This is a genomic window from Nitrosomonas sp. (assembly GCA_016703745.1).
GTDB lineage: Bacteria > Pseudomonadota > Gammaproteobacteria > Burkholderiales > Nitrosomonadaceae > Nitrosomonas.
Genome location: JADJBK010000006.1, coordinates 2,045,288 through 2,068,594, shown reverse-complemented (window position 1 = coordinate 2,068,594; position 23,307 = coordinate 2,045,288). Strand labels below are relative to the sequence as shown.

At 48.1% G+C, this 23,307-nt stretch carries 22 protein-coding genes and 2 pseudogenes; 6 read left to right on the top strand and 18 right to left on the bottom strand.

The window, feature by feature from the left end:
• Positions 1 to 12: 12 nt before the first annotated feature.
• The 6 genes from IPG31_10910 to xth form a co-directional block, all read right to left on the bottom strand.
• Positions 13 to 708 (bottom strand): hypothetical protein, encoded by a 696-nt coding sequence (locus tag IPG31_10910; GenBank protein ID MBK6618835.1) that lies wholly within the window; start codon positions 706 to 708, stop codon positions 13 to 15.
• Positions 709 to 712: 4 nt separating this feature from the next.
• Positions 713 to 1,150: a copper resistance protein CopC gene (locus IPG31_10905; GenBank protein ID MBK6618834.1), complete on the bottom strand. Its 438-nt coding sequence runs from the start codon at positions 1,148 to 1,150 to the stop codon at positions 713 to 715.
• 72 nt (positions 1,151 to 1,222) lie between these two features.
• On the bottom strand, positions 1,223 to 2,542 hold the full coding sequence (locus IPG31_10900; protein MBK6618833.1) for an exo-alpha-sialidase: 1,320 nt from the start codon (positions 2,540 to 2,542) through the stop codon (positions 1,223 to 1,225).
• Between the two features lie 25 nt (positions 2,543 to 2,567).
• Complete coding sequence (locus IPG31_10895; protein MBK6618832.1) at positions 2,568 to 3,062, bottom strand: hypothetical protein; 495 nt, start codon at positions 3,060 to 3,062, stop codon at positions 2,568 to 2,570.
• Positions 3,063 to 3,279: 217 nt separating this feature from the next.
• On the bottom strand, positions 3,280 to 4,125 hold the full coding sequence (gene rpoH, locus IPG31_10890) for an RNA polymerase sigma factor RpoH (GenBank protein MBK6618831.1): 846 nt from the start codon (positions 4,123 to 4,125) through the stop codon (positions 3,280 to 3,282).
• Positions 4,126 to 4,256: 131 nt separating this feature from the next.
• Positions 4,257 to 5,027 (bottom strand): exodeoxyribonuclease III, encoded by a 771-nt coding sequence (gene xth, locus IPG31_10885; protein MBK6618830.1) that lies wholly within the window; start codon positions 5,025 to 5,027, stop codon positions 4,257 to 4,259.
• A gap of 194 nt (positions 5,028 to 5,221) precedes the next feature.
• On the opposite strand from xth, the gene IPG31_10880 reads away from it, so the two are divergent.
• Positions 5,222 to 5,545 (top strand): ferredoxin family protein, encoded by a 324-nt coding sequence (locus tag IPG31_10880; protein MBK6618829.1) that lies wholly within the window; start codon positions 5,222 to 5,224, stop codon positions 5,543 to 5,545.
• A 223-nt stretch (positions 5,546 to 5,768) separates the two neighbouring features.
• Here the strand turns inward: IPG31_10880 and IPG31_10875 are convergent, their stop codons facing one another.
• Positions 5,769 to 6,545, bottom strand: a complete 777-nt coding sequence (locus IPG31_10875) for an MEDS domain-containing protein (protein ID MBK6618828.1) — start codon at positions 6,543 to 6,545, stop codon at positions 5,769 to 5,771.
• 254 nt (positions 6,546 to 6,799) lie between these two features.
• On the opposite strand from IPG31_10875, the gene IPG31_10870 reads away from it, so the two are divergent.
• The 3 genes from IPG31_10870 (at position 6,800) to IPG31_10860 (ending at position 9,801) form a co-directional block, all read left to right on the top strand.
• Positions 6,800 to 8,065, top strand: a complete 1,266-nt coding sequence (locus IPG31_10870; GenBank protein ID MBK6618827.1) for an alpha/beta hydrolase — start codon at positions 6,800 to 6,802, stop codon at positions 8,063 to 8,065.
• Positions 8,066 to 8,355: 290 nt separating this feature from the next.
• Positions 8,356 to 8,925, top strand: a complete 570-nt coding sequence (locus IPG31_10865) for a sigma-70 family RNA polymerase sigma factor (GenBank protein MBK6618826.1) — start codon at positions 8,356 to 8,358, stop codon at positions 8,923 to 8,925.
• A 354-nt stretch (positions 8,926 to 9,279) separates the two neighbouring features.
• Positions 9,280 to 9,801, top strand: a complete 522-nt coding sequence (locus IPG31_10860; GenBank protein MBK6618825.1) for a peroxidase-related enzyme — start codon at positions 9,280 to 9,282, stop codon at positions 9,799 to 9,801.
• 513 nt (positions 9,802 to 10,314) lie between these two features.
• Here the strand turns inward: IPG31_10860 and IPG31_10855 are convergent.
• The 4 genes from IPG31_10855 to IPG31_10840 form a co-directional block, all read right to left on the bottom strand.
• Positions 10,315 to 11,403, bottom strand: a complete 1,089-nt coding sequence (locus IPG31_10855) for an IS66 family transposase (protein MBK6618824.1) — start codon at positions 11,401 to 11,403, stop codon at positions 10,315 to 10,317.
• Positions 11,404 to 11,466: 63 nt separating this feature from the next.
• Entirely contained in the window at positions 11,467 to 11,817 is a 351-nt protein-coding gene (gene tnpB, locus IPG31_10850) for an IS66 family insertion sequence element accessory protein TnpB (GenBank protein MBK6618823.1), read from the bottom strand.
• Positions 11,805 to 12,101, bottom strand: coding sequence for an IS66 family insertion sequence element accessory protein TnpB (locus IPG31_10845; GenBank protein ID MBK6618822.1), 297 nt, complete (start codon positions 12,099 to 12,101; stop codon positions 11,805 to 11,807). The genes tnpB and IPG31_10845 overlap by 13 nt, the downstream gene beginning before the upstream one ends.
• A 224-nt stretch (positions 12,102 to 12,325) precedes the next feature.
• Entirely contained in the window at positions 12,326 to 12,724 is a 399-nt protein-coding gene (locus tag IPG31_10840; GenBank protein ID MBK6618821.1) for a hypothetical protein, read from the bottom strand.
• A 28-nt stretch (positions 12,725 to 12,752) separates the two neighbouring features.
• Here IPG31_10840 and IPG31_10835 point away from each other — a divergent pair, with 28 nt between their 5' ends.
• Positions 12,753 to 12,989: a hypothetical protein gene (locus IPG31_10835; protein MBK6618820.1), complete on the top strand. Its 237-nt coding sequence runs from the start codon at positions 12,753 to 12,755 to the stop codon at positions 12,987 to 12,989.
• Between the two features lie 106 nt (positions 12,990 to 13,095).
• Here the strand turns inward: IPG31_10835 and IPG31_10830 are convergent.
• Positions 13,096 to 13,233: pseudogene (locus tag IPG31_10830) on the bottom strand (thioredoxin family protein).
• Between the two features lie 419 nt (positions 13,234 to 13,652).
• Between IPG31_10830 and IPG31_10825 the strand changes: the two are divergent.
• Positions 13,653 to 14,069 (top strand): annotated as a pseudogene (locus IPG31_10825) (transposase).
• Positions 14,070 to 14,306: 237 nt separating this feature from the next.
• On the opposite strand, the gene IPG31_10820 reads toward IPG31_10825, so the two are convergent.
• From IPG31_10820 to IPG31_10795, 6 genes are all read right to left on the bottom strand, one after another.
• Positions 14,307 to 17,465: an efflux RND transporter permease subunit gene (locus IPG31_10820; protein ID MBK6618819.1), complete on the bottom strand. Its 3,159-nt coding sequence runs from the start codon at positions 17,463 to 17,465 to the stop codon at positions 14,307 to 14,309.
• A 1-nt stretch (position 17,466) separates the two neighbouring features.
• Positions 17,467 to 19,047, bottom strand: a complete 1,581-nt coding sequence (locus IPG31_10815) for an efflux RND transporter periplasmic adaptor subunit (protein MBK6618818.1) — start codon at positions 19,045 to 19,047, stop codon at positions 17,467 to 17,469.
• A 13-nt stretch (positions 19,048 to 19,060) separates the two neighbouring features.
• On the bottom strand, positions 19,061 to 20,383 hold the full coding sequence (locus IPG31_10810; GenBank protein MBK6618817.1) for a TolC family protein: 1,323 nt from the start codon (positions 20,381 to 20,383) through the stop codon (positions 19,061 to 19,063).
• 386 nt (positions 20,384 to 20,769) lie between these two features.
• Positions 20,770 to 21,162, bottom strand: coding sequence for a hypothetical protein (locus IPG31_10805; protein ID MBK6618816.1), 393 nt, complete (start codon positions 21,160 to 21,162; stop codon positions 20,770 to 20,772).
• A gap of 187 nt (positions 21,163 to 21,349) precedes the next feature.
• Positions 21,350 to 22,270 (bottom strand): fatty acid desaturase, encoded by a 921-nt coding sequence (locus IPG31_10800; GenBank protein MBK6618815.1) that lies wholly within the window; start codon positions 22,268 to 22,270, stop codon positions 21,350 to 21,352.
• Positions 22,271 to 22,432: 162 nt separating this feature from the next.
• The gene (locus IPG31_10795; protein MBK6618814.1) at positions 22,433 to 23,287 is read right to left on the bottom strand and encodes a lipase family protein; all 855 of its coding nucleotides are present in this window, start codon (positions 23,285 to 23,287) and stop codon (positions 22,433 to 22,435) included.
• Positions 23,288 to 23,307 lie beyond the last annotated feature (20 nt).

Sequence of the window (23,307 nt, the reverse complement as noted above, 5' to 3'; positions counted from 1 at the left end):
ATTTTATGAAATTTACTCTGTATCAATATCAGTTTGCTTATTTTCTCGACGCTTTGATCGTGCCAGCGGTGCGGCAATCATGTAAAAGAATCCAAAAGGCAAAATAATCATGACGGCATAGGTAATACCTTTGAAAATTTTGACCTCCATGGAAGTAGATGTGGCAGGCGTGCCACCTACAACAAGCGGGATTCTTAATTTATCTTCGTCCATGATGGCGTCTTCCCCACCGATGAGCAAATACATGGCGTAATAGCCATTTTTCTCTAGCGTGGTGTTCATAGCAACTACGCCCCGATCGAAAATTTGTGCGGGTGTCTGGTCGATAGTGCGGATATCTCTGAAATTTTCTGGTAACAGGGGGTCATCCCCGATGAGTTCCTGTTCAACAATTTTGACAGAAATGGGTATTTGTCTAAGATCCTCATCAATTAAATCTGCTGTTAGATAGGCTTCTCCAGTTCGGGGGATGTCGGTGCAATAGGGAGTGAATAACTCCGCTTGTGTAAGGTCTTCGCTGGGATCTGTTGGTTTTATGTAGATGCTGAAATACACTGCATAAAAGTCATTGACGGCGAGACAGCCAACGCTGGCTTTATAGGGGAATTGCTGGGGCGCGGCTTTATCGTCAACCCAGCAGCTGGTTAACAACAAGGTACATACTGCCAATAATAGTGTGGTAAAAATATTGAGTTGAGGTTTTTTCATGGTATCAGGGTTTCTGTTTTTGAGTATGTTGTGAAGTATCGATATTTCCTTCCGCTGGCTGGATAGTAAAGTTGAATCGACCGGTGATAATGTGAGTATCGGCTGACATAACTCGATAGCGCACGGTATAGGTATCAGGTGATAATGGCGTGGTGGTGACGTAAATGTGTGAAGGATCAAGCTTGGCCTGCCTGAAATCCTTGTTGTCTACTCGCTCTCCCTTGCTGTTGATGACTGCCAGCGACAGATATGCACTCCCAATCTTTTCATTGAACCAGATATCAACCTGTGTTGGATTGTCAGAGAGATGGCTGTCTACCTCCGGTGAGGACTTTACCATGATGGCATGGGCAAAAACAGCGGTTGGCCAAGAAAACAGGATAAAAAGTAGTGTGAGAAAATAAAATATTTTATTCAGCGGCCTGCTATTAGTAAGGGGCATTTTGAGTTCCTTGGGTGTAAAGAGGATAGTCAAGAAAGTAACTGAAAATATAGCGTCACAGCTTGTTTGTACCTATTCAATGATATGCCACCCGATCTGACTGGTTTTTCCAGTAGGATTTTCCGTCCACAAAACAATAAAGCCTGTTTGGGTGGCAATAATTTTGGGGTGAACGGTTGCGCGAGTCGCTTCTGCTATAAGCTCTGGCTGTGACCAGGTTAAACCTCCATCACCAGATTTGGCAACATAAACACTTAAGCCTTCTGCTTCCATCTGGTTCCAGACTGCAGCAACATTGTTCTCACGTCCGGCAATATCGCCATTAAGTGTGGTTTCCCCAAAGGTTCTGATTTTTGTCCAGCTGTGTCCATTATCAGTTGAACCAAGATAGCGCAGTCCGGATGAGCTTTCCTGGCCGGTCCAGACAATAGCGTGTAGTCCAGGTGAATTTTTCTGGCCATTATGACTCAATCCGCCACCGATATGCGGACAGCCGCTAAACTCCCACTGAAATTTTCCAACATGACCTCTGTGCTGCCAGCTATTGCCGTAGTCATGCGATTGAATTAATGCCATGTCGCGTGGTTGAGAGTCACGGTAGAGTACAAACAGCTGGTCGTCAGGGGTGCGAATTAATCTGTTCCAGCAGCATGCACAGGTCGAATTATCTAGCAGGACAGGCTCAATCCAGGATTTGCCATAATCACGCGAGTGACTGTAATAGAGGCTCTGATAGCCGTTTTCCAGCGGGTCGGACAACCATGCGACATGAAAATGGCCTTTTGTGTCAGCTGCCAAGTCAATATAAGCTTCATTAATATCTTCCGCATGCTTCCCGGGATTTCCACCTCGCTGCCAGGTTTTGCCTGCATCAGTGGAATAAGCGCTTATCATTGATCCGACGCCGGGCAGCTCCCCTTTTGTTTGCCACAGTGCCACGAGTCGATCATCATGCGCGGCAATCTGAACGTCGTTACCTCGGCTGGCAATGGTTTCAGGAAGTTTCTCATTAAGCGTTGCGACGAGATGCCATTGCTTGTCATCATGGTTGTATTGTAGGTAGCGCAGGGTAAGCCGCTTGCTGTCAACGGATTTCTTTCCACCAACCAATAGATGAAGCTTGCCAGCTTGTTCGGTAATATCAAATGTCAAGATATCGTGCAATCCAAACGTCGATGTGAGATTTCCTTTCTTGTTGCTATTTGCCGATGCAGATGTATTTGATAAAAACTTGCCGCTATCTGGTGTGGCAGAAACGATTGCAAATCCACTTGCTCCTGCCAGGTATGGTGCCAATATCAGCAGCAACAGAATCACTTTTCTGCGGATGTTCAGTTGTCTTTCATACGACCGAAAAATTGGGTCGAGTGGAGAAGTATTTGCAGAGCACATCGGTTACTTTGTGAGTTTGATTGCTTTAATTAAGCAACTCTATGAAAACAGACTCATATTGTTCGCGAGTCAATCCTCCGCTGATGCCTTTGCGTTGGCGGGTTTTGTCAATAAAATAGGTACGCGGGAGCTCGCCAAACCACTTTGGATCAATTGTATAACGAAGTTTCTGTGCATTACTATCTGCAAAAATCCAGTTTTCAGCTGTATCGAGGTTGAATTCCGTAAGAATCTCCCTGATCTGGTTGCCATCAGCAATATCGTCGGTAGAAAGCGTGATCATATAAATATCTGGCCAGGCTTTTTTTAGCTCGCTGAGTAGCGGCATTTTTTGCATGCAGATCGTGCAGGTTTTTGACCAGATGGTTAGCATTAGCGGTTGACCAGACCGACTATCGAGGATTTGCTGGAAACTCGTTGGAAGGAACTGCTTAAGCTCATTCTGGTTATCCTGGGTTGCCTGCGCTTGTTGTGCAATCAGCAGCAAGCTGCATGCCAGCAGTAAGGTTTTTCCAATCATGTTAGCTAATACGGCTTAATGCCTTTCTCCGTTTGTGAAATAGTGTACCGGTGCTATATACAGTGACAGGTATCAGAACTAAAGGTTTAATAGGGGCGCGACAGGGGTGTGGCATGTAGTTGTGGTTTGTTGAACTAATTACGGAGGGGCAAGAATGCGGTCTGGTAACCCGCATTCTTGCCGCTACCCCGATTTTGCCCGAGTGTGTAAATGTACTTTATATCGCTGGAGTGATTATATTCCGCATTTTGGCCATTGCCTTACTCTCAAGCTGGCGAACACGCTCGGCAGATATTCCCAGTTCACTTGCCAGTTCATGCAGTGTTTTTGTGTCATCCTGCAGCCAGCGCGCCTCTAAAATGCGACGACTACGCGCATCCAGGCTCTCAAGTGATTGTTGCAGTAGTTTGTGATTAACTCCTTCGAACTCGGAGTTTTCCAGCGTTTGAGAGGGATCATCGCCATCAGTCAGGTAATGAATAGGGCTGGTGAACTCATCTTCATCTTCCGACAAGGGTTCCAGGGAGATATCGCGGCCACTGAAACGGGTTTCCATCTCAACTACTTCTTTGATTGTGACGCCCAGTTCTTTTGCCATGGCAGAGATCTCCGTATGATTCATGGCGTCTAGTCCTTTTTTCATGCTGCGCAGATTGAAGAAAAGCTTGCGTTGATGCTTGGTCGTGGCAATTTTGACCAAGCGCCAGTTACGTATGATGAATTCATGGATTTCGGCCTTAATCCAATGTGTGGCAAACGTGATCAATCGAACGCCGCGTTCAGGATCGAAACGCCGAACAGCTTTCATCAGACCAATCGTGCCTTCCTGGATAAGATCGGCCTGTGGTAGTCCATAACCCAGATAGCCGCGCGCAACAGCGATTACTGCGCGCAAGTGTGATAGTACCAACTGATGGGCGGCGGTTACATCCCCTTCATCACGCAGGCGTTTTGCTAGTGAACACTCGTCCTCTCGAGACAAAATTGGATAAGCATTCGCTGCCTGAATGTAATTTTCCAGGCTTCCATTAACCGCAATCGGCATTGCATAAGCTTCATTCATGGTTTATCTCCCATCTCTGAATTAAAGTCCCAGTGCAAATTTTAGCACTCCTTGCACTGGAGTGCTAATAAAGATGTTCTTACAAAAAACTAACAGAGTTAATGCGTTAACGTCTTTCGGATAGCTTGAATCTAGAATGAAAGTTCCACTGTAATCGGTGCGTGATCAGATGGTCTTTCTAGCTTTCTAGGTGCGATATCTACCCAACAACCTGTGCAGGCTGGCACCATTGCGGTGCTGATTAGTATGTGATCGATGCGTAACCCATGGTTGCGACGAAAACCCATCATGCGGTAATCCCACCAGGTATAGGTTCCGGGAGGCTGCGTGAAAAGGCGGAAACTGTCGCTCAGCCCCGTTGCCAATAATTGTTGGAAGGCTTCCCGTTCGGGCATGCTGCACAACACTTTTTCCTCCCATGCCGGTGGATCATAAACATCGCTGTCTGCCGGTGCGATATTGAAATCTCCCAACAAGACGATATTTGAGTGATGTTTTCGCTCCTCTTGCAAAAAACTGGTGAGTGCCTTCAACCATTTCATTTTGTAGAGGTATTTATCAGAGTCCACACGCTCGCCATTGGGTACGTAAACACAAATTACACGAATATCATTGTAAGTTGCTGCAATTATTCGTTTCTGTGGATCATCCAGTCCGGGTAATACGGTACAAAAATCAGTGCAAGTATTGTCCTTGCTCAATAACGCGACACCATTGTAGGTTTTTTGTCCGCTGAAGATTGCGTGATAGCCAGCCTCTGCAATTTCATCTGCTGGAAAATACTCATCCTGCAATTTGGTTTCCTGCAGACACAGTACATCTGGTTGATTTAGTCTGAGCCAATCGATCACTTGCGGTAAACGAACCTTGAGTGAGTTGACATTCCATGAGGAGAGTTTCATTGTCTGTATCCTGTTCGCCCAAAAAAGATAAATTCCAGGCATCTAATTAAAAAATCTGAATCACCAATACCTTTATCCCTTTGTAAGTTGATTGGTTTTGTGCGCGACCGGTGATCTAGGCAGTGACAGGCATTGCCGGGTTCTGATAGAATCGGTGATTCTTTTAAGAATGACGCCAGACGAGGAATATCATCATGACTTATGTAGTGACTGAAAGTTGTATCAAATGCAAATACACTGATTGCGTCGATGTTTGCCCAGTCGATTGCTTCCATGAAGGCCCTAATTTCCTGGCGATTGATCCTGATGAATGCATTGATTGTACCTTATGCGTAGCAGAGTGTCCGGTTGAGGCGATCTACGCCGAAGATGACGTTCCAGATAATCAACGCCATTTTGTCGCACTTAATGCGGAATTATCTAAAATCTGGAATACGCTTACCGAAAAAATTGACGCTTTGCCAGATGCCGATGAGTGGGCAAAGGTTACTGATAAGTTTAGCAAGTTGGAAAGATGACCGCAGCTCAGTTGTGATTCTTTTCCGCGCGCAGAGGTTGCCAGGGTCGGCGCGGTAACCTCAAGCCGATATTAATTGTTTTCTCGCCATCTGAGTCTGTTTATGTTTTGTCAGTCTCAACTGACTGTAATAATACAGATAATTAATAAAAACTACAGCACATGCTGATCTGAATTTCTACAGGGGTGCGGCAATTAAGAGGATAGTTGACAGTCATTCAGACTCAATTACCCAGAAAATGAGTCAAAGGATAACGGAAGGTATCGTCATGACACTTGAGAGCCCCCAATATTGCAGTACCAGAAAATAATCTGGCATCATACTGACATAAACTGACAACAGGAAATCGGTGTCCAAGTCCCTGATTGTATCGATTTTCAAAATTGTTTAACTCTATAATCCCCATGCCTTTCTGTAAAGTCCACGCCATATCACCAAGTACTCGCAAGCCTTGAATACCCTGTTTGTTTGCATCTAGAAAAGCATTCTCAAGAAAAGTATATAGCTCCGTACCATTCGACATGCCATCCGTTATAACAAGATGGGCATCTTGAATATCTTGATCAATGCAGGGCCTGACATCACGCAGTTCATTAATGATAATGGCCTGAATTTCCTTGGTGGCAACCAGAAAACAACGATTGCCGGATTGAACACCACCGAGCAAAAATGGCAACGCTAATTTAAGCCTCCCCAAGTCTGTATCATAAAACGCGCATAAATGACTGCCATAATTAATTGCGATACCTTCAAGATCAATGTGAGCGATTCGATTGACAGCGCGCCCAAATGCAGCAATATTTACCGATGCTTGATCCTGCTCAAGATAAGCCAGGAGATCAGTTAAGCGATATCTCCTCTCACGCTTGACTCCTAAGCGCAAGCAAGGCAGCTTGCCCGCATCACTCCAGCGTCTTAACGATATTTCACTGGCGTTTAAAATTTTAGCTGCCTGCTTAATGTTTAGAAACGACTCAGCTGCACTTTCATTGTTGCTCACGTACATGCCCTCCCCAAACGATTTCTATTTATCTCAATAGAATCTTCAGGTCTGCGACCTTTTTTATGATTCTCAATTCCATCCTCCATAGTTATTTCAAGCAGTTTGCTTGTATTGATAAGACTATTGACTTTTATTGTAGCATGAGTCAAATTGTAGGCAAGGGTATCAATGATCATTATTGATAATCAATGATGATATGCATCATCAGACACCCTCAGTGCCAATCGAATCAATTAATAGAGGATAACAAGATGAATTCAGTTTCCGGAAGTTCAGAAGATTACAGTTTTTATAGTGCACTAAGCCGACCACCTTTGCGGGCAGCAGGTACTACCCCCGATTTGTCTATCTACCGTCCTAAAGCAATTCCTAAGTATGGTGTATTCCGTTTCAAGGCGCCGATTGAGGGTTTGCTACAAATGGGTGACGCACATAGTGCTGAAACTGATTGGTCGGATGATTTCGAAATTGCATGGACTAAAATGGGCAGTAAAGGCCCGTTGGTTCTATTTTTGCATGGTGTTCCAACCAATCGCTCCCAATGGGAGGAAGTACAGGGACAGGTGTCGCGTTTTTGCGAAACGATTTCTATCGACATGCTGGGAATGGGTGAAAGTTCCAAACCACGCCTATATGGCCGCAAAGATAATTCATCCCCTAATACGATGTGGCATTGGATTAATGATGTCGATTACATTGAGAAATTGATGCAGCAAGAATATCCGGGGCGACAATTTATTTTCATTGCCGATGACTGGGGAAGTGGTATTGCTTCGCACTATGCCGCCAAGCATAACGATCGTTTGAATGCGCTGGTACAGATGGATCCTATCGCCTTCGATGGTTACCCGGTGAATGAAATACAGGCTATCGGCAGAGCCTCAGAAATTCCCAATACACCCGAAGGTGATGCGCAATTTGCAATGCTATTCGCAGCATTTGATCAGACATTAGTACAGATTCTAAAGTCGATGGTGTACGATCCTTCCAAATACAATCAATATAATCTGCGTTACCTGACTTTTCCTTATGTTGATGTGGACTACGAACGCAATGGAAAGAATGATGGTGTTACCGATGTCGCCAGATCAACAACCATGCGACTAAAAATCCATAATTTGCGCGTGCTGTCAGATCGCGCAGCTATTCTAAGTCCATCTCTGCTACTGCCATATCATTCGCAATCCAATCCCCATGGTGTGCAATACCAGAACATTACCGTTCCGACACTGATCATGTGGGGTGAGTATGACAACATGATGCCAGCAGCACAAACGCAGCGGTTTGCTCATGTATTAGGGACAGATGATGTACAAATTACTTACATTCCAAGAGCGGGGCATTTTCCAGCTACGGATAATCCAGACTGCGTCACAGACACTATCCTTAATTTTATTCGCCGCGTTATGGGGCGCAGTGTATTAGCAGATATCTATATTGGAAATCATGGCATCTGGAAAGGCGATGAACGCCAGATGATTCAAGAATTACGTGTGCTGCATGGTATTGCCGATTGATTAAAGTGGCAAATATCTATGGCGGTGATTGTTGAGCATCCCATATTTTATGAGCAATTTATGAAAACAATCATACTTGAATCAGATTTGGCTTGCCCGTATTGCGGTTTCATTAAACAAGAAACTATGCCCACTGATGCCTGTTTATATTTTTATGAATGCACAAGCTGCAACACACTATTAAAACCGAAGCTGGGTGACTGCTGCGTCTTCTGTTCCTATGGAACCGTGGTATGTCCACCCAGGCAAGCTGAAGCTAGCTGCTGCAACTTTTCTTGATAAGTTTCTTTATGATTGAAGGGAATAATGACTTAAATATTCAAACATGGCTAGAGGAGCATGGTGATTATCTATTCAGCTATGCACTTTTAAGAGTAAAGGATACACATCTTGCAGAAGACCTGGTTCAAGAGACGCTGCTTGCAGCGATAACTGCCAAAAATACTTTTTCCAATCAATCAACGATTCGGACCTGGCTGATCGGCATACTTAAACACAAACTGGTTGATCAATTTCGAAGACAGGGGCGTGAAGTCGGCATTGGCGATCTGATCGATCAGGATGAGGGAGACAATCTGGATAATTTTTTTAGAGTCAATGGCCGATGGATTGAAAAACCAGATGCTTTTCCTAACCCGGAGTCAGCTTTTCAACAAAAAGAATTCTGGAAAATTTTTCAGCAATGTTTATCCGGATTAAAACCCAGGCAAGCGGAAGTATTTCTTGCTAAAGAAATTCATGGAATGAGTAATGAGGATATCTGTAAGGATTTTGCACTCAGCCCGACCAATGTTTGGGTAATTATGCATCGTGCCCGGTTGTCCTTGATTAAGTGTTTAAAGATTAACTGGATAGACTAATAGTGGATAAATTAAATGTTGAATTGTAAACAAGCCAGCCAGTTGGCCTCTCGATCAATGGATGAGAAATTACCCGTGTGGAAAAACATGGTGCTAAAGATGCACCTGATTTTATGCCGGAGCTGCACTAATTTTGCGCGGCAACTTCACTTTTTACGTAAAGCCTCAAATCGATCTAAACCTAATCTTGACTTTCAGTTAGCGGATGAAGCAAGGCAACGAATCGCCAGCGCTCTGAAGAATAAGCAAAATGGTTAGTGATTTCATTAAGAAAATATCGGACTGAAGTGAAGGTTGGATCAGTGCATACAAAGATAGTGGCCAGAAATGATAATGAATGGGGAGAATTAATAAATGCTACAGACTGCCACAGAAAAAACACTCAATTCTTCAGCTATATTGATTGAAATTGGAAAAACTTTTGGAGGTCATGTTCCCAACGTTTTCAAAGCCTACGCCGAACACCCTTCATTACTTGCAGCCAATTGGGAGAAATTCAAAGCAATAATGCTTCAAGGCAAATTGCGACGCAAAGTAAAGGAGGCTATTGCATCAGTAATTTCCTATGATAATAAGTGCAATTACTGTGTCGCAGCGCATAGTGCAGCACTACGCGGCATGAAAACAAGTGAACCGGAAATTACCGCGATGTTTCAAGGTGTATTCTCTGATGATTTTACCGATAAGGAAGCCGCGCTGGTGAAGTTTGCCCGTAAAGCCAATCTTGATTGGCACAGTATGGGCAATGCTGATCACAAAGAATTAGTTGATCTCGGGATCGAAGAATCTGAAATACTGGAGGCATTAGGAACGATGGAGCTATTCATCGCATTTAACCGATTCGCTGATGTAATGGGGGTTGAAATAGATTTCTAATTATTACTGTTTCTATCTGGAAATTATGAAAATTACAAATTACCAAATTCAAATTACAAATTAAAATTAGAAATTATGGTGGCAGTTTACTAAACATACTTAACCCCCTCTGCTTTTCTGGGGACCGTATTTCTTCACCTTAAGTTCACGACCAGTTATTGCCGTTAACTTTTCGATTCAATCCTCTGAACCCAAAAGTTGTCCGGTTGTTTTCGACTGGTGAAGTCTTTTGAATGCCTCGGTATCCTCTTCCTGCGCAAAAAAGGTTACAAAGTCACGATAACCGGGTTCAACCAAACCGCCCTTGCCATAAATGCCCTGTCACTCACAGGTGGGCATTTGTATTTGGGTCCTTCGGACTGCTTCTCCCAGCACTACCTCATAAAGCTCGTAGTCACCATCCTCAGAGAATGTTCAAGCGTAACAACTGCCACGTTGTGTCACATGATGCGGATAGCCGGGAATTACAATACGAGATAAACGTGCCATGCTGTAACCGTCCAGCGCTCCCATCTATCTTTCCTGCTGTTTAAGTGATTGAATGAACGCTGGTGTAAGTGGCAGCAATTCATCGATGCGGTTATTGGGCCAGGTGGGTAGTCTGGCGAGGGTGTCTGCAAGCCATGCGGCGGGATCGAGTTTGTTGAGTTGCGCGGTACCGAACAAGGTTTGAATGGCAGCGGCGCGTTGACCGGCACGTTCCGATCCGGTGAATAGCCAATTCTTTTTACCGATTGCGATCGGGCGGATGGTGTTCTCCACCGGGTTGTTGTCGATCGGAAGAAAGCCGGTTTGTGCGTAGCGGATGAGGCTTGGCCAGCGTCTGAGGGTATAGTCGAGTGCTTTGGCGGAGCCGCCGCCATTTGCGGTCTGGCTACGGGTTTGCATCAGCCAGTCATGCAATGCATGCAGTGCGGGCAGGCTTCTGTCTGCCCGCAGTTGCAGGCGATCTTCGATGCTCAGGTCTTTGCCTTCTGCTTCGATTGCGTATAAGACGCTGATGCGCTGTATCGCTGCCAATGCCATCGTGCTGGCATTGGCCTGGTGCAGGTCAAAGAATTTGCGTCGCGCATGCGCCCAGCACGCCAATTCGACGCAAGGCGATGTGGCTGTGGAAAAAAGTGCTTTATACCCAGCATAGTCATCGACCATCAGGTGTCCTTGCCAATTTTGCAGAAAGTGCCGCGCATGCTGACCGCTACGGCCGGCTTGATAGTCGAAGACGATGATGCGCGGCAGGTGATCTGGCAGCGGCTGACGACCGGCGCGGGTACGCGGCACTTTGGTGGTATTGGGGGGTGGTGTGCTGTTGATCTGTTCGATTTCAGCCTCAATGGCCGTGATATCGGTCAGCGCCGATTCTTCAAACAAAGAAAGCTGCCTGGGTGACAAGGCAGACAACGCTTCATTTTTCCTGCCAAATCGGATACGGCGCAGATGCGCCAATTCCAGGGTGAGCGCCTGAATCTTGAGTTCCAGCGCATAAACCATCTGCTGTGTTTGCTGGGTCAGATCAAACTGAAATGCCTGAACCAGGTTGACCACCTGTTGTTTGGTGGCCGTATCGAGGTTAAGTTGATCTAGTTGCGCCAGTGAATTCATGAGGTGAATTATACCATGAATTCGCAATCAACCGACTGTTAATAAACAACTATTACATATTTTCTACACCTGAAAATGCCATTGTGGCAGCGCCGATAAACGCTGCCAGTCTACGCCGGCAATCAGCCATTCCCACTGCGATAGCGCTAACTCGACACACGCCGCATCCTGCCTCGGCCAGACAAACCGCCCCTGATGCAGGCGGCGCTGACATAACCACACCCCCGTGCCATCCCACAGCAAGACCTTGATGCGATTGCCCGCGCGATTGCAGAATATGAACGCCGAACCCGCGCAGGGCGGGTGACCCAATACCTGCCGCACAATCATCGATAAGCCATCCATGCCGCGACGCATATCCACCGGATCGACCGCCAGCCAGATCTTACCCGCGTGCGCAATCAACCCAGACATGACAGCAACTCTCCCAACCATCGCGGGGAAACGCTCAGTGGTAATTCCAGAACATGCGTACCGCGACAGCGAAGCTGCAATACTTCCACTGACGCCGCTGTCGGCTTGATCGTAACCGGAATCAAGGCTGGCAGCTTGATATCATCGCGCCCACGCCGGTGAGCGCGCAACCAATTCCCAAACGTCTTCGCATTCAACCCCCGCGCCCGACAATAGGCTGCCTGCGACAAACCGCTCGCCTGCCAGTTGCTGATATGCTTTTGCTTATCATCCTGTAATGCCATGGCTTATCCTCCTGTAAGGTAATGCAGAGGAGAATAATCCAGAAAATTGTGATTGCGTAGATGGGAGCGTTGGACGGTTACACATGATGCGGATAGCCGGGAATTACAATACGAGATAAACGTGCCATGCTGGCGATATGGCATCGTTAGTATGTTTAGTAAACTGTCGCCGTAATGCCTGTCGCCGTAATGCACCGTAATGTAACCCCCCCCTGGCATGTTAGCTAATAGGATCTGACAGCACACGGATTTCTCATGCTGCATGGGTTTTTTGGCGCACAAGGATTCCTGGCGGCGCATGGGTTAACTGCGTTACCTACCGGTTTGAATTCTTTCTGCAACATTGCTGTATATGCCGTTAATGCGGCAAGTTGCCGTGAATCCCAGGCAAATGGCTTACTCTGCATGGGTTTGATCATACAAAACTGAACCATTTCTTCCAGCGTAATTGATTTCATACCGTTGTTGTCTGCAACCATTTGCACAAAGTGTGGGTAAGGTTTGGCAAAATCGGGTTGCAGCATTGTTGTGCCATTTTGGTGGCAACTTGAACAGGACACGGAATTATTGCGGCTGATTGCTTTACTGTTCCACAGCGCTTTGCCTTCACTTAATAAAGCCACCTGTTCTCCTTGATAGGGCTTTGTTCCCTTGGGTCGGGTTACCGTATTAGGATCTACTCTGTCACCCGCAGCACAGGGATTACTGGCTGCGCATGGATTCATGGCTGCACAGGGATTTCTTGCCGCGCAAGGGTTGCATGGATTACGTTTGCCAGCGCGTGGCGCACACGGTTTGCAGGTTGCCATGACACAGCCACTTAATGTTAAAGGTAACCCGATTACGGTGCCAAACAAAGCAGAAATAACGGTTGCTCTTAAGGGTTGAATTTTAGTTTTCATCATTTTCCTTGCGTTATAGTGAAGTTCTTATATTGCGACCCATGTATTAAATGCAACACCCCGCTACAAGCGCGGGGAATTGTTTGCAAAAATTAATATTTTTTTGCTGCACATGGATTTTTAGCGGCGCAGGGATTCTTGGCTGCACAAGGATTCTTGGCGCTACACGGGTTCATGGCCGCACATGGATTTTTACCAGCACAAGGATTTTTGCCGGCGCAGGGATTTTTCATATCACGCTGATGCTGTGCTTTCGCTTTTGGCGCGCACGGATTACTCTCGGCAAATGTTGGTGTACTCATGGAAATTGCCATCAAACTGGCTAGTACGGAAGAGGTCAAAAGTTTTTGACGTTTTTTCATTATCAGTTTTCCTAAAGTTAAGTTACGGGATGAAACAAACAGCCAGCAATACCGACTCAAACAAACAAGAATTCGGCTCAAAAATATCCTCATTCCTGCAAGTTGGTCGAAGGTAAATGGGTTTCCTTACAACGCAACGTAACTTTTTAAAATAAGGCTGATCTTTCTTTAGGACCCTCTGAAAAACAAACGTTCCTTAAGCGTTAAGGATTAACTCCTGCTACAGCAATAAGTATCGCAGCCGTTTGCGGCCCGACTCCAAATTGATTCCGAAGACGTTTGGCTACCTGCGGGCAGACAAAAGCCTGCCCGCACTGCATGCCTGGCTGATGCAAACCCGTAGCCAGACCGCAAATGGCGGCGGCTCCGCCAAAGCACTCGACTATACCCTCAGACGCTGGCCAAGCCTCATCCGCTACGCACAAACCGGCTTTCTTCCGATCGACAACAACCCGGTGGAGAACACCATCCGCCCGATCGCAATCGGCAAAAAGAATTGGCTATTCACCGGATCGGAACGTGCCGGTCAATGCGCCGCTGCCATTCAAACCTTGTTCGGTACCGCGCAACTCAACAAACTCGATCCCGCCGCATGGCTTGCAGACACCCTCGCCAAACTACCCACCTGGCCCAATAACCGCATCGATGAATTGCTGCCGCTTACACCAGCGTTCATTCAATCACTTAAACAGCAGGAAAGATAGATGGGAGCGCTGGACGGTTACCAATGAATAGAGAATGATTAGTTTTCATGGTGTTTCTCCTTTTTCAAGTTAGACGACAGAAAAAAGTTTCTGTCTTGGCAACCAATATAGCGAAAGCAAACTGAATAGAAGCTGAACGAATAGAAAAAGTAACTACGTATCTTTTCTGTCCGGCAATCGGAATTAAATTTTGCGTGTTATTGGGGTAAAGCGGAATGGCATCCAGCACCAGCCTTATCACCACCAACGGGTAGTTGCTGCGTTTTTCTTTTGAGTGGTGTCAATCGAAATCTCTTTCACCAGCACATAAATAGCCGGAAAAATAATCAACGTCAGTATCGTGGTCGAGACCATGCCACCGACCATCGGAGCCGCAATACGTCGCGTGATCTCTGAACCCGTACCCGTACTCAGCATAACCGGCAGCAAGCCCAGGATGCTGCCCGCAATAGTCATCATCACTGCGCGTATCCGCGTTACTGCGCCTTGTGCCACTGCGGCATACAGATCGTCTACCGTGACTTTCTCGCCAGCGGCATGACGTTTACTGGTAACGGATTTGAACGCTTGATCGAGAAAGGCCAGCATCACCATGCCGGTTTCCGCTGCGATTCCGGTTAAACCGATGAAACCCACGGCTGCCGCGATACTCATGTTGTAACCGAGCCAATACATCAGCCAGATACCGCCGACTACAGAGAAAGGCACCGACAGCATCACGATCAAAGTTTCGGTCAGACGGTTGAAGTTTAAATAGATCAGCACAAATACAATCAGCAGCGTAAGCGGCACCACCACTTTCAATTTTTCGGTTGCGCGCTGCATATACTCAAACTGGCCACTCCAGGCGACATAGTAGCCGGGTGGAAACTGCACCTGCTCAAGAACGGCCTGCTGTGCGTCCGCGATATAGCCGCCAATATCACGCTCACGGATATCAACGAAAATATAGGCGGACAACAGCGCATTTTCGGTACGAATGGCTGGTGCGCCCTGCACCAGTTTGATTTGCGCAAGCTGGCCGAGGGGAATCATCGCCCCGCCCATGGTAGAGACCAGTACCTGCGTGGCAATGGCTTGCGGGTCGCTGCGCAGTTCGCGCGGATAGCGCACAGTCACCCCATAGCGCTCGCGGCCTTCCACTGTGGTGGTAATCGTCTCCGCACCCAGCGCGGCCGAAATGACTTCCAGCAAATCACCAACTGCCAGCCCATAACGGGCCAGCGCCATGCGATCGGGCTCAATATCGAGGTAATAGCCGCCAGTGGTTCGTTCCGCGTAAATGCTGCTGGTACCTGGCACGGTTTTGACAGCCATCTCGATCTGTTTACCTAATTTTTCTATTTCATTCAGATCGTTGCCGAATACCTTGATACCGACTGGTGTCCGAATGCCGGTTGCCAGCATGTCAGTCCTGTTCTTGATCGGCATAGTCCAGGCGTTACTGAAACCGGGTATTTGCAGCGCCTGATCCAGTTCAGCGATCAGTTTGTCGAGGGTCATCCCCGGGCGCCATTCGCTTTCCGGTTTCAGGTTGATGATGGTTTCGGTCATTTCCAGCGGCGCCGGGTCGGTAGCGGTATTGGCGCGCCCAGCCTTGCCGAATACCGAGGCTACCTCCGGAAAGCTCTTGATGATTTTGTTCTGCGTCTGCAGGGTTTCTGCGGCTTTGGTGACCGAAATACCCGGCAAGGTGACGGGCATATAAAGCAACGTGCCTTCATTGAGTGGTGGCATGAATTCGGTGCCGAGTCTGAGAGCCGGATAAACGGTCAATCCCAACACCGCGATAGCAACCACCAGAATGCTTTTTTTCCATTTGATCACCCACGGGATAATGGGCTGGTAGATTCTGATCAAGAGTCGGCCTAGCGGATTATCTTGCTCACGCGGAATACGTCCGCGGATCAGCAGCAACATCAGCGCCGGCACCAAGGTAATGGAAAGCAACGCAGCGCCGGCCATGGCAAAGGTCTTGGTTAAGGCGAGCGGCTGAAACAGACGCCCTTCCTGGTCCTCCAGCGTGAAAATCGGCAAAAATGATGCCGTGATGATCAGCAGGCTGAAGAACAGCGTTGGGCCGACTTCCTGGCAGGCAGTAATAATGGCGTTCATACGCGCTGCGGCAGGTGCCTGCGGATCAAGCCGCGCAAGATGTTTATGCGCATTTTCCATCATGACGACAGTGGCATCGGTCATTTCGGCAATGGCGAGCGCAATGCCCGCCAGGCTCATGATATTGGAATTGATACCCAGATGAAACATGACGATGAAAGCGATGAGCACACCGATCGGCAGCATAATGATCGCCACCAGGGCGCTGCGCACATGCATGAGGAAAATAGCACTCACCAGCGCCACGATGATCACTTGCTCGATCAACACTTCGCTCAGCGTTGCGATGGCGCGCTCGATCAGTTCGGAACGGTCATAGATCGGCTCAATCGTGATGCCTTCTGGCAGACCTGGTTTAAGTTCATCGATTTTTGTCTCGATGTTACGAATAACGTCGAGCGCATTCTCGCCATAACGCGCAATGGCAATTCCCGACACAGCCTCACCTTCACCATTGAGTTCAGTGATGCCCCGGCGCTCAGCAGGTGCCAGCTCAACGCGGGCGACATCGCGCAGCAACACCGGTTTGCCTTCATGCGCCTTGACGACCAGGTGCTGCAGGTCGCTGATACTGCGCAGATAGCCTCTACCGCGCACCATGTACTCAGTTTCGGTCAGCTCGATTACCCGTCCGCCTACATCGCGATTACTCTGAGCGACCACATCGATCACCGTTTTGAGAGGGATGCCATAGGCTTGTAACCGGCGGGGATCAACTGTGATCTGGTAGGTTTTCTCGAACCCACCCACACTGGCCACTTCCGAGACACCCTCCGCCGCAACCAATTGATAGCGTAAGAACCAGTCCTGAAGGCTGCGTAACTCATCCAGCGTATGCTCTTTGGCGGTAACGGCATATTGATAAACCCAGCCAACTCCGGTCGCGTCGGGACCGAGCGCAGGTCTCACATCCTTGGGCAACTGGTTGGCGGCAAAGCTCAGGTATTCCAGCACCCTGGAACGCGCCCAATAGATGTCGGTGCCCTCTTCAAAAATAACATAGATAAACGACACCCCAAAAACCGATAAACCGCGCACGACTTTCGATTTTGGCACACTCAGCATGGCCGTGGTCAGTGGATAGGTAATCTGATCCTCCACTACCTGCGGCGCTTGTCCGGGATATTCGGTATAGACGATAACCTGCACATCAGATAAATCAGGAATGGCATCGACCGGTGTTTTCCACACTGCATAAGCACCCCAGGCAGCAATAGTGAACGTCGCCAGTAATATCAGAAAAACGTGACGCACCGACCACTCGATGATATTGCCAACCATCTCAGTGTGCTCCGTGTTGGCTGGTGACAGCATTGGCATCCACAGGCTGAATGGCGACAATGACATATTCCCCGACTGTTTGCTCGATGACTTCAAAAGCCACCTGCTGGCCAGGCTTCAATGAACGAAGCAATGCGGGATCATTTACCCGAAAATCCATCAACATCGCAGGCCAATTGAGACTGGCGATCGGACCATGCGCCAGCGTGAGCATTGCATGGGTAAAATCAATCGCCTCAATATTGCCCTCGCCTTGATGCCTTTGGAATTGCGCTTCCTCGTTCTCCGTAACGGCTTCAGTGCGTGGTTTCTCACCTGAAGGGTAATGACCAAAACCACTCAGCGCGGCCTTGAGGTTGCTTTCCGCATCGATCAGGAAATTTGCTTTGACTACTACTGCCTCCCCTGCTTCCAGCCCTCCCAGCACCTCGACATAGCCATCAGCATGCATGCCGAGTTTGACCGTACGCGGCTCATATCGGCCTTCGCCAAGATCAACCAACACTAATTGCCGCACGCCTGAATCAAGCACTGCCGAATCGGAAATGGTCAGCACCTTATCATTAGTATGAAAAGAGGCAAGCTCAACGCGCGCGTACATGGCGGGCTTGAGTAACCCCTGCTCGTTGGATAGTTTGATGCGCACGATGGCGGTACGGGTTTCGGGCGTAATCATAGGGTAAATGAAATCAACCTCACCGTTGAATACGGTGTCAGGATAGGCATCAATCCGGATAGTTGCTTTCTGACCAGAATGAATCATACCCAGATCCTGTTCGAATACATCCGCCAACACCCATACGCTGGATAAATCGGCAATCTGATAGAGCACATCTCCCGGCGCGAAACGTTTTCCTTCCAAGGATGGTTTCTCCAGCACGACACCATTTGCCTTGGAGCGCAGCGTTATATAGTCTCTGGCAGCACCTTCACGTTGCAACTGCTGCAATTCTATTTTCGAAATATCCCAGTTGCGCAATCGCTGCAAAGTACTTTCAACCAGTCTTTGCATTTCCAGCTGAACATTCCAGTCACTGTCGAAAACCATACGCAGGCCTTTCATGGCAATAAGATATTCATGCTGTGCCGCGATCAGCTCCGGGCTGTAAACATCCATCAGTGCCTGTCCCTTTTCAACTGTCTGGCCAGTGGCATTCACATGGAGTTTTTGAATCCACCCTTCGAATCTGGTCGCCAGGGTATGCAACCTGCGCTCATCTGGCTGGATAGTTGCTACTGCCCTGACAGTACGAACAAGCTGGCGCAATGCGGCTGTTTCGGTGCGTACTCCCAGCTTCTGGATTTTTTCGGTACTGATCGTTATCGTGGAATCATCGGACGACAGTTCCTCACCCTCATAGACAGGGATATAGTCCATCCCCATCGGATCTTTCCTGGGCACGGATGAGGTATCCGGCATTCCCATCGGGTTGCGGTAATAAAGTATCTTCCTTTCTTTTGCCGCTGTTACGCCGAGCGCATTATGCACTGCCGGGCCAGATTGCTTACTGCCCCACCAATAGCCTGCTGCGAGTGACAATATGATCAGCGCAATCATGGCGATCATGTTAACGGGCTTCATAGCAGACTCCTGGTCAGGGTTGATAGGAAGATTCATGAGCAGATTTACCGGTAAGCAGATCGATTTCCGCGAGTGCCTTGTTGTAATTGGCGATTGCCGTCATTCGCTTGATTTCGAAATTGAATACTGCCATCTGGCTATCAAGCAGTGTCAGAAAATCAACCCGATTCACCTTGTAGGCAGCCAGTGCCGATTCAACCGTCAGCCTGGCCTGGGGCAGAATAGTTGTCCGATACAACCGAACCGATTTGAGATTTTGCTCAGCCGTAGCCACCTGTTGACGCAATTGCGCGGCAATCTCGTTACTTTGCGCCTGATATAAATCCAATGCCTGGTAGTGCCGCGCCTGTGATTCCGCAATATGGGGTTCTATTTTATTGCTGCGCCATACGGGTAAATTAATCGCCACAGTCATCGTGACCATGTCGGGGCGGCGACTACCGTCCAGCATGTTGTCACGTTGCCCATACGACAAACGCACGTCGAAATCGGGGTAGTATTCTTTATGCGCCAATTCCAGCACTTTTTTGTTGCGCGCCACCAGGCTTTGCAATGCCAGTAATTGCGGACGCTGCATCAGCGCCTTCTCCCGCAATGACTCCAGGTTCAGGGAAGCTTCGCGCATGTACAACGGTTCCAGGATCAGCACCCCAGTGTTATTGTAAGTGCTGCGGCCAAGCGTGCGAATGATCCCGGCTTCGAGCACAGGCCGTTCGCGTGCCAGCCGGAAAAGGTCATCCTGAATTCTGGATACTTCAGTCTGCGCCCTGAAGGCATCAACCTGATTACCCATTCCCGCTGCGTAGTGATCCACCGCCAGGTGGGTAAAATCTTCCAGAATCAATTTGTTCTTCTCGACCAGTCTGGTTATTTCGAGTGTCAGCCCCAGGTCGAAATAAGCTACCTTGAGATCGCGCACTACGCGATTTATTGTTTCCTGATAACCGTAATCGATCGCTTCCGCATCCTTGCTGGCAACCCCCTTGCGCAGCCCCAATTTTCCCGGAAAAGGAAAACGCTGCGACAGGCCAATCATTTTCATGGTCATATCCTCGCGATTGAATGGTGAGGATGCCAAGGGGGCGTTGATCACCCCTGCCTCCAGTATGGGATCGTCGAGTGCCGCCGCAGGCGCGATGCGTTGGCGGGCGGCGGCATATTCCCGCTGTGCGGCAAGAATTTCGGGATTGTTTTCAAGTGCCTCGGTGATCAATGCCGCCAGGCCACGGTAACCATAACTACCTTCATCAGCCAGGGAAATAGTCATTTCTGATTCAGACGCTGCCCATGCCGAAGTTATGGCATCTCGCCTATCGCTTTCACCATACGCGCACATCGGAACAAGTATCGCGGTTAATGCCGCCAGAGCAGTAGCGCGAGCAATCATGGCAGCTCCTGTTTGACATGGCCAGGATTGATCTTATCTGCGATAACAATGCACTCAATGAAACCGAGTGCGTTATTTTGTATTTTCCTGCGACAGACCAGAAAGTGAAATTGCAGATAGATTCCAGAAAAAATAAAATTATTTATGATGCTGCAGGAGAATACGAACACAGCGACCTCCGAAGAAAATATACGGAATGATATTTTGCGTATTATCGGGATAAAACGAAGCGCGATCCAAAGGTTAAACGCCAGGAAACTGGGCATCCGGTTTAACAGCAGGCATTCATCTCATCCGGCAAACCGGGGCTGAATTGAATATCCGGCCAAAAATTGTCAGACTATTGGCGGGCGGTATGACTGCTTAGGAACGTGTGAGGTAAATTCTGTAGCCGGGAATACAATATTGGCCTGATCGTTTTGCGATACGGAAACAACACTGCTGAATACCAGTGCCACGTAGCTGATTTTGCAAAGCAGGTCATTGCATTGAAAATTTGACGATTCGTCATTGATTGCAGTGTGCTGCGGTGGATTGTGGCTATCCTGAACGTGCAGCATTACATCGACATCTGTAGTCAGATCAGCTCTCCCGGAGGAAGATCCATCCTGGCCACATTTTAATAAAGAGTACTGGTTATTGACCGAAACCGTTATACCCTGCTTGAGCAATCGTTCTGCTGATTCCAGCGCCCTCAGATTTGCGCATAATGAAATAACCGCAGCCATGGTTCCCTCCACCGGGAGCCAGAGCATTATCAACAGTAACAGTATCTGCTTGCGATTGAACATTATCGGGGCAGTATTAATCAGAACACCCGGCCAGTCAAGCCATAGCCTTTTCCACTTTAGCGACAGCGGCAAATCCACCAATGCCGGAGATGTGCTTGACCCACAGCCAGATAGGTAATGCTGCTTAAGCTTCCTGGATCTCAGGGCCGCGCCTGAGTGCATTAAAAAAAATCGCAAAATAGCTATGACCAATCAGCGCACCACTGCGCTCAATTTCCGGCAGCATCAACACATGCAGTTTTTTGAGGTTGTACCATGGCACGCCGGGGTAGGCATGGTGGCCGATATGATAATTGATGTTATTCCAGAAGAATGCATTTGCCTGGTTGCTGATAATTGTCCTGGTTCCAACCAGTGGCCCAGCATCCCATGGGCAGCCATAATGTTCCGCAATAAAACGAATGCTGTTAAAAAAACCGAAAAAGATGAGTGGCCAGAACCATAGGGCAAGTACCTGATCTGCCATACCCTGCGAGGCTGCCCAATGAAACAGGCCCCACATCACTGCGACGTGCAGTGTTATTTCAAGCCAGTGAAATAATGCTTTTCTGCCACGCAGGGCCTGCAACGGAAAAATTAAAGTAAATTGAATTGCAGTTAAAAACACACCAAAAAATGCGTAGGCATAAAAAAGAATGAAATCTCCAATCCCGCGTTTTCCCATCGTGAATGCATCCGGGTCTTTAGGAGTGCGGTTATGACGGTGATGCTGCAGATGATCTTCCTTAAAAGCGGTAAATGAAATGATGAGTGGAATCATTGCGAAAACACCAAATACCTGGTTTTTCCAGCGTGATTTGAATAAGGTGTTGTGCGTGCAGTCATGCATGAAAGTAACAATCCCCATCTGCATATAACCCATTGCCAGATAGCACAGCCAGGTCAACACCCAGTAATCCGAGTGCCAGGCAATGGCACCGAGCGCGCCCCAGATACCGTAAAAAAGGGGGATTTTTAAATTGGGCATCCAGCGATGCTGATACAACTGCCTTAATTCCGGAGAGCGGATGGTTAACGTCATATCGAGAAGAATAAATTTCCCCATCCGAAATTGAAACAGGGATACTACCGCATAATGTGGGATGAAAAATGTAATATCTTCGTTGGGTCAGCCCAATATGTTCAAACTTTGGCATATGCTTTGCTCAGGTGCTACAGATATATTTTCAATTTCTGGAAGAGTTGAAGGTGTATGCCAATGAAACAGCTAGCGCTCGCCCTCCTCCCTTGCAACGACGCTCACAATATTTTTGACATACTCGTGAATGCTGTGATCCGAAAAATGATCTATTTGTAATTGTCGCAATCCACGCAGGAACCCATGCCAGCGATCCAGTCGTTTGGCTGCATAGTTGAGTGTGCGCAGCATACCATTGCGATTCAGGTACATTTCGATGCCGCCGTGACGATAGCCCATCCACACTGGCGGTACCCGGGTAACGATGTCATTATTGTTGACCCAGCGGTAGTGGTTGAGGGGTACAAAATTGATGTAATGCCTGTCACCCACCCGGGGGCAGCCGTAGGTGAATAATTCGCGGGGTTTGGCGCATTCACTGGAGACATGGCAACGATAGGCGCAGATGGTGGCCATTGCCGCTCCCAACGAGTGGCCAGTAAACCAGAGTGTCTTGTTCAGCCCGTGCAGATGCTTTTCCATGGACGGCCACAGATCATCGACTTCCTGGCGGAAACCGCGATGTACGCGTCCCGCCGTCTCGGCCAATACTGTGGCCACATTGACATCGGCATGGATATCGTTCCATTCGTTGGGTTCCGTGCCACGGCAGACGACAACCGCATCCCGATCATTCTCAAAATAAAATCCCTGGGCGCCGTCATAATCAAAGTGGATGCTGATCGGAAAACCAATTGTGTTTACCGCGCGTTGCGCTTCATTCTCATCGTTGTAGGCGATCATGGAGAGTTCAGCAAATAGCAACGATCGCTTCAGCAGGGACATTTCAGCAATCTCTTCGGTTACGCGCGAATGAATGCGTAACGGGACTTCTCCCGGATCACTGATGAGCTCAGGAGTGAGAGGTGTTTTCTGTTCTGTCATCTGGATAAAAGAGCAACAAA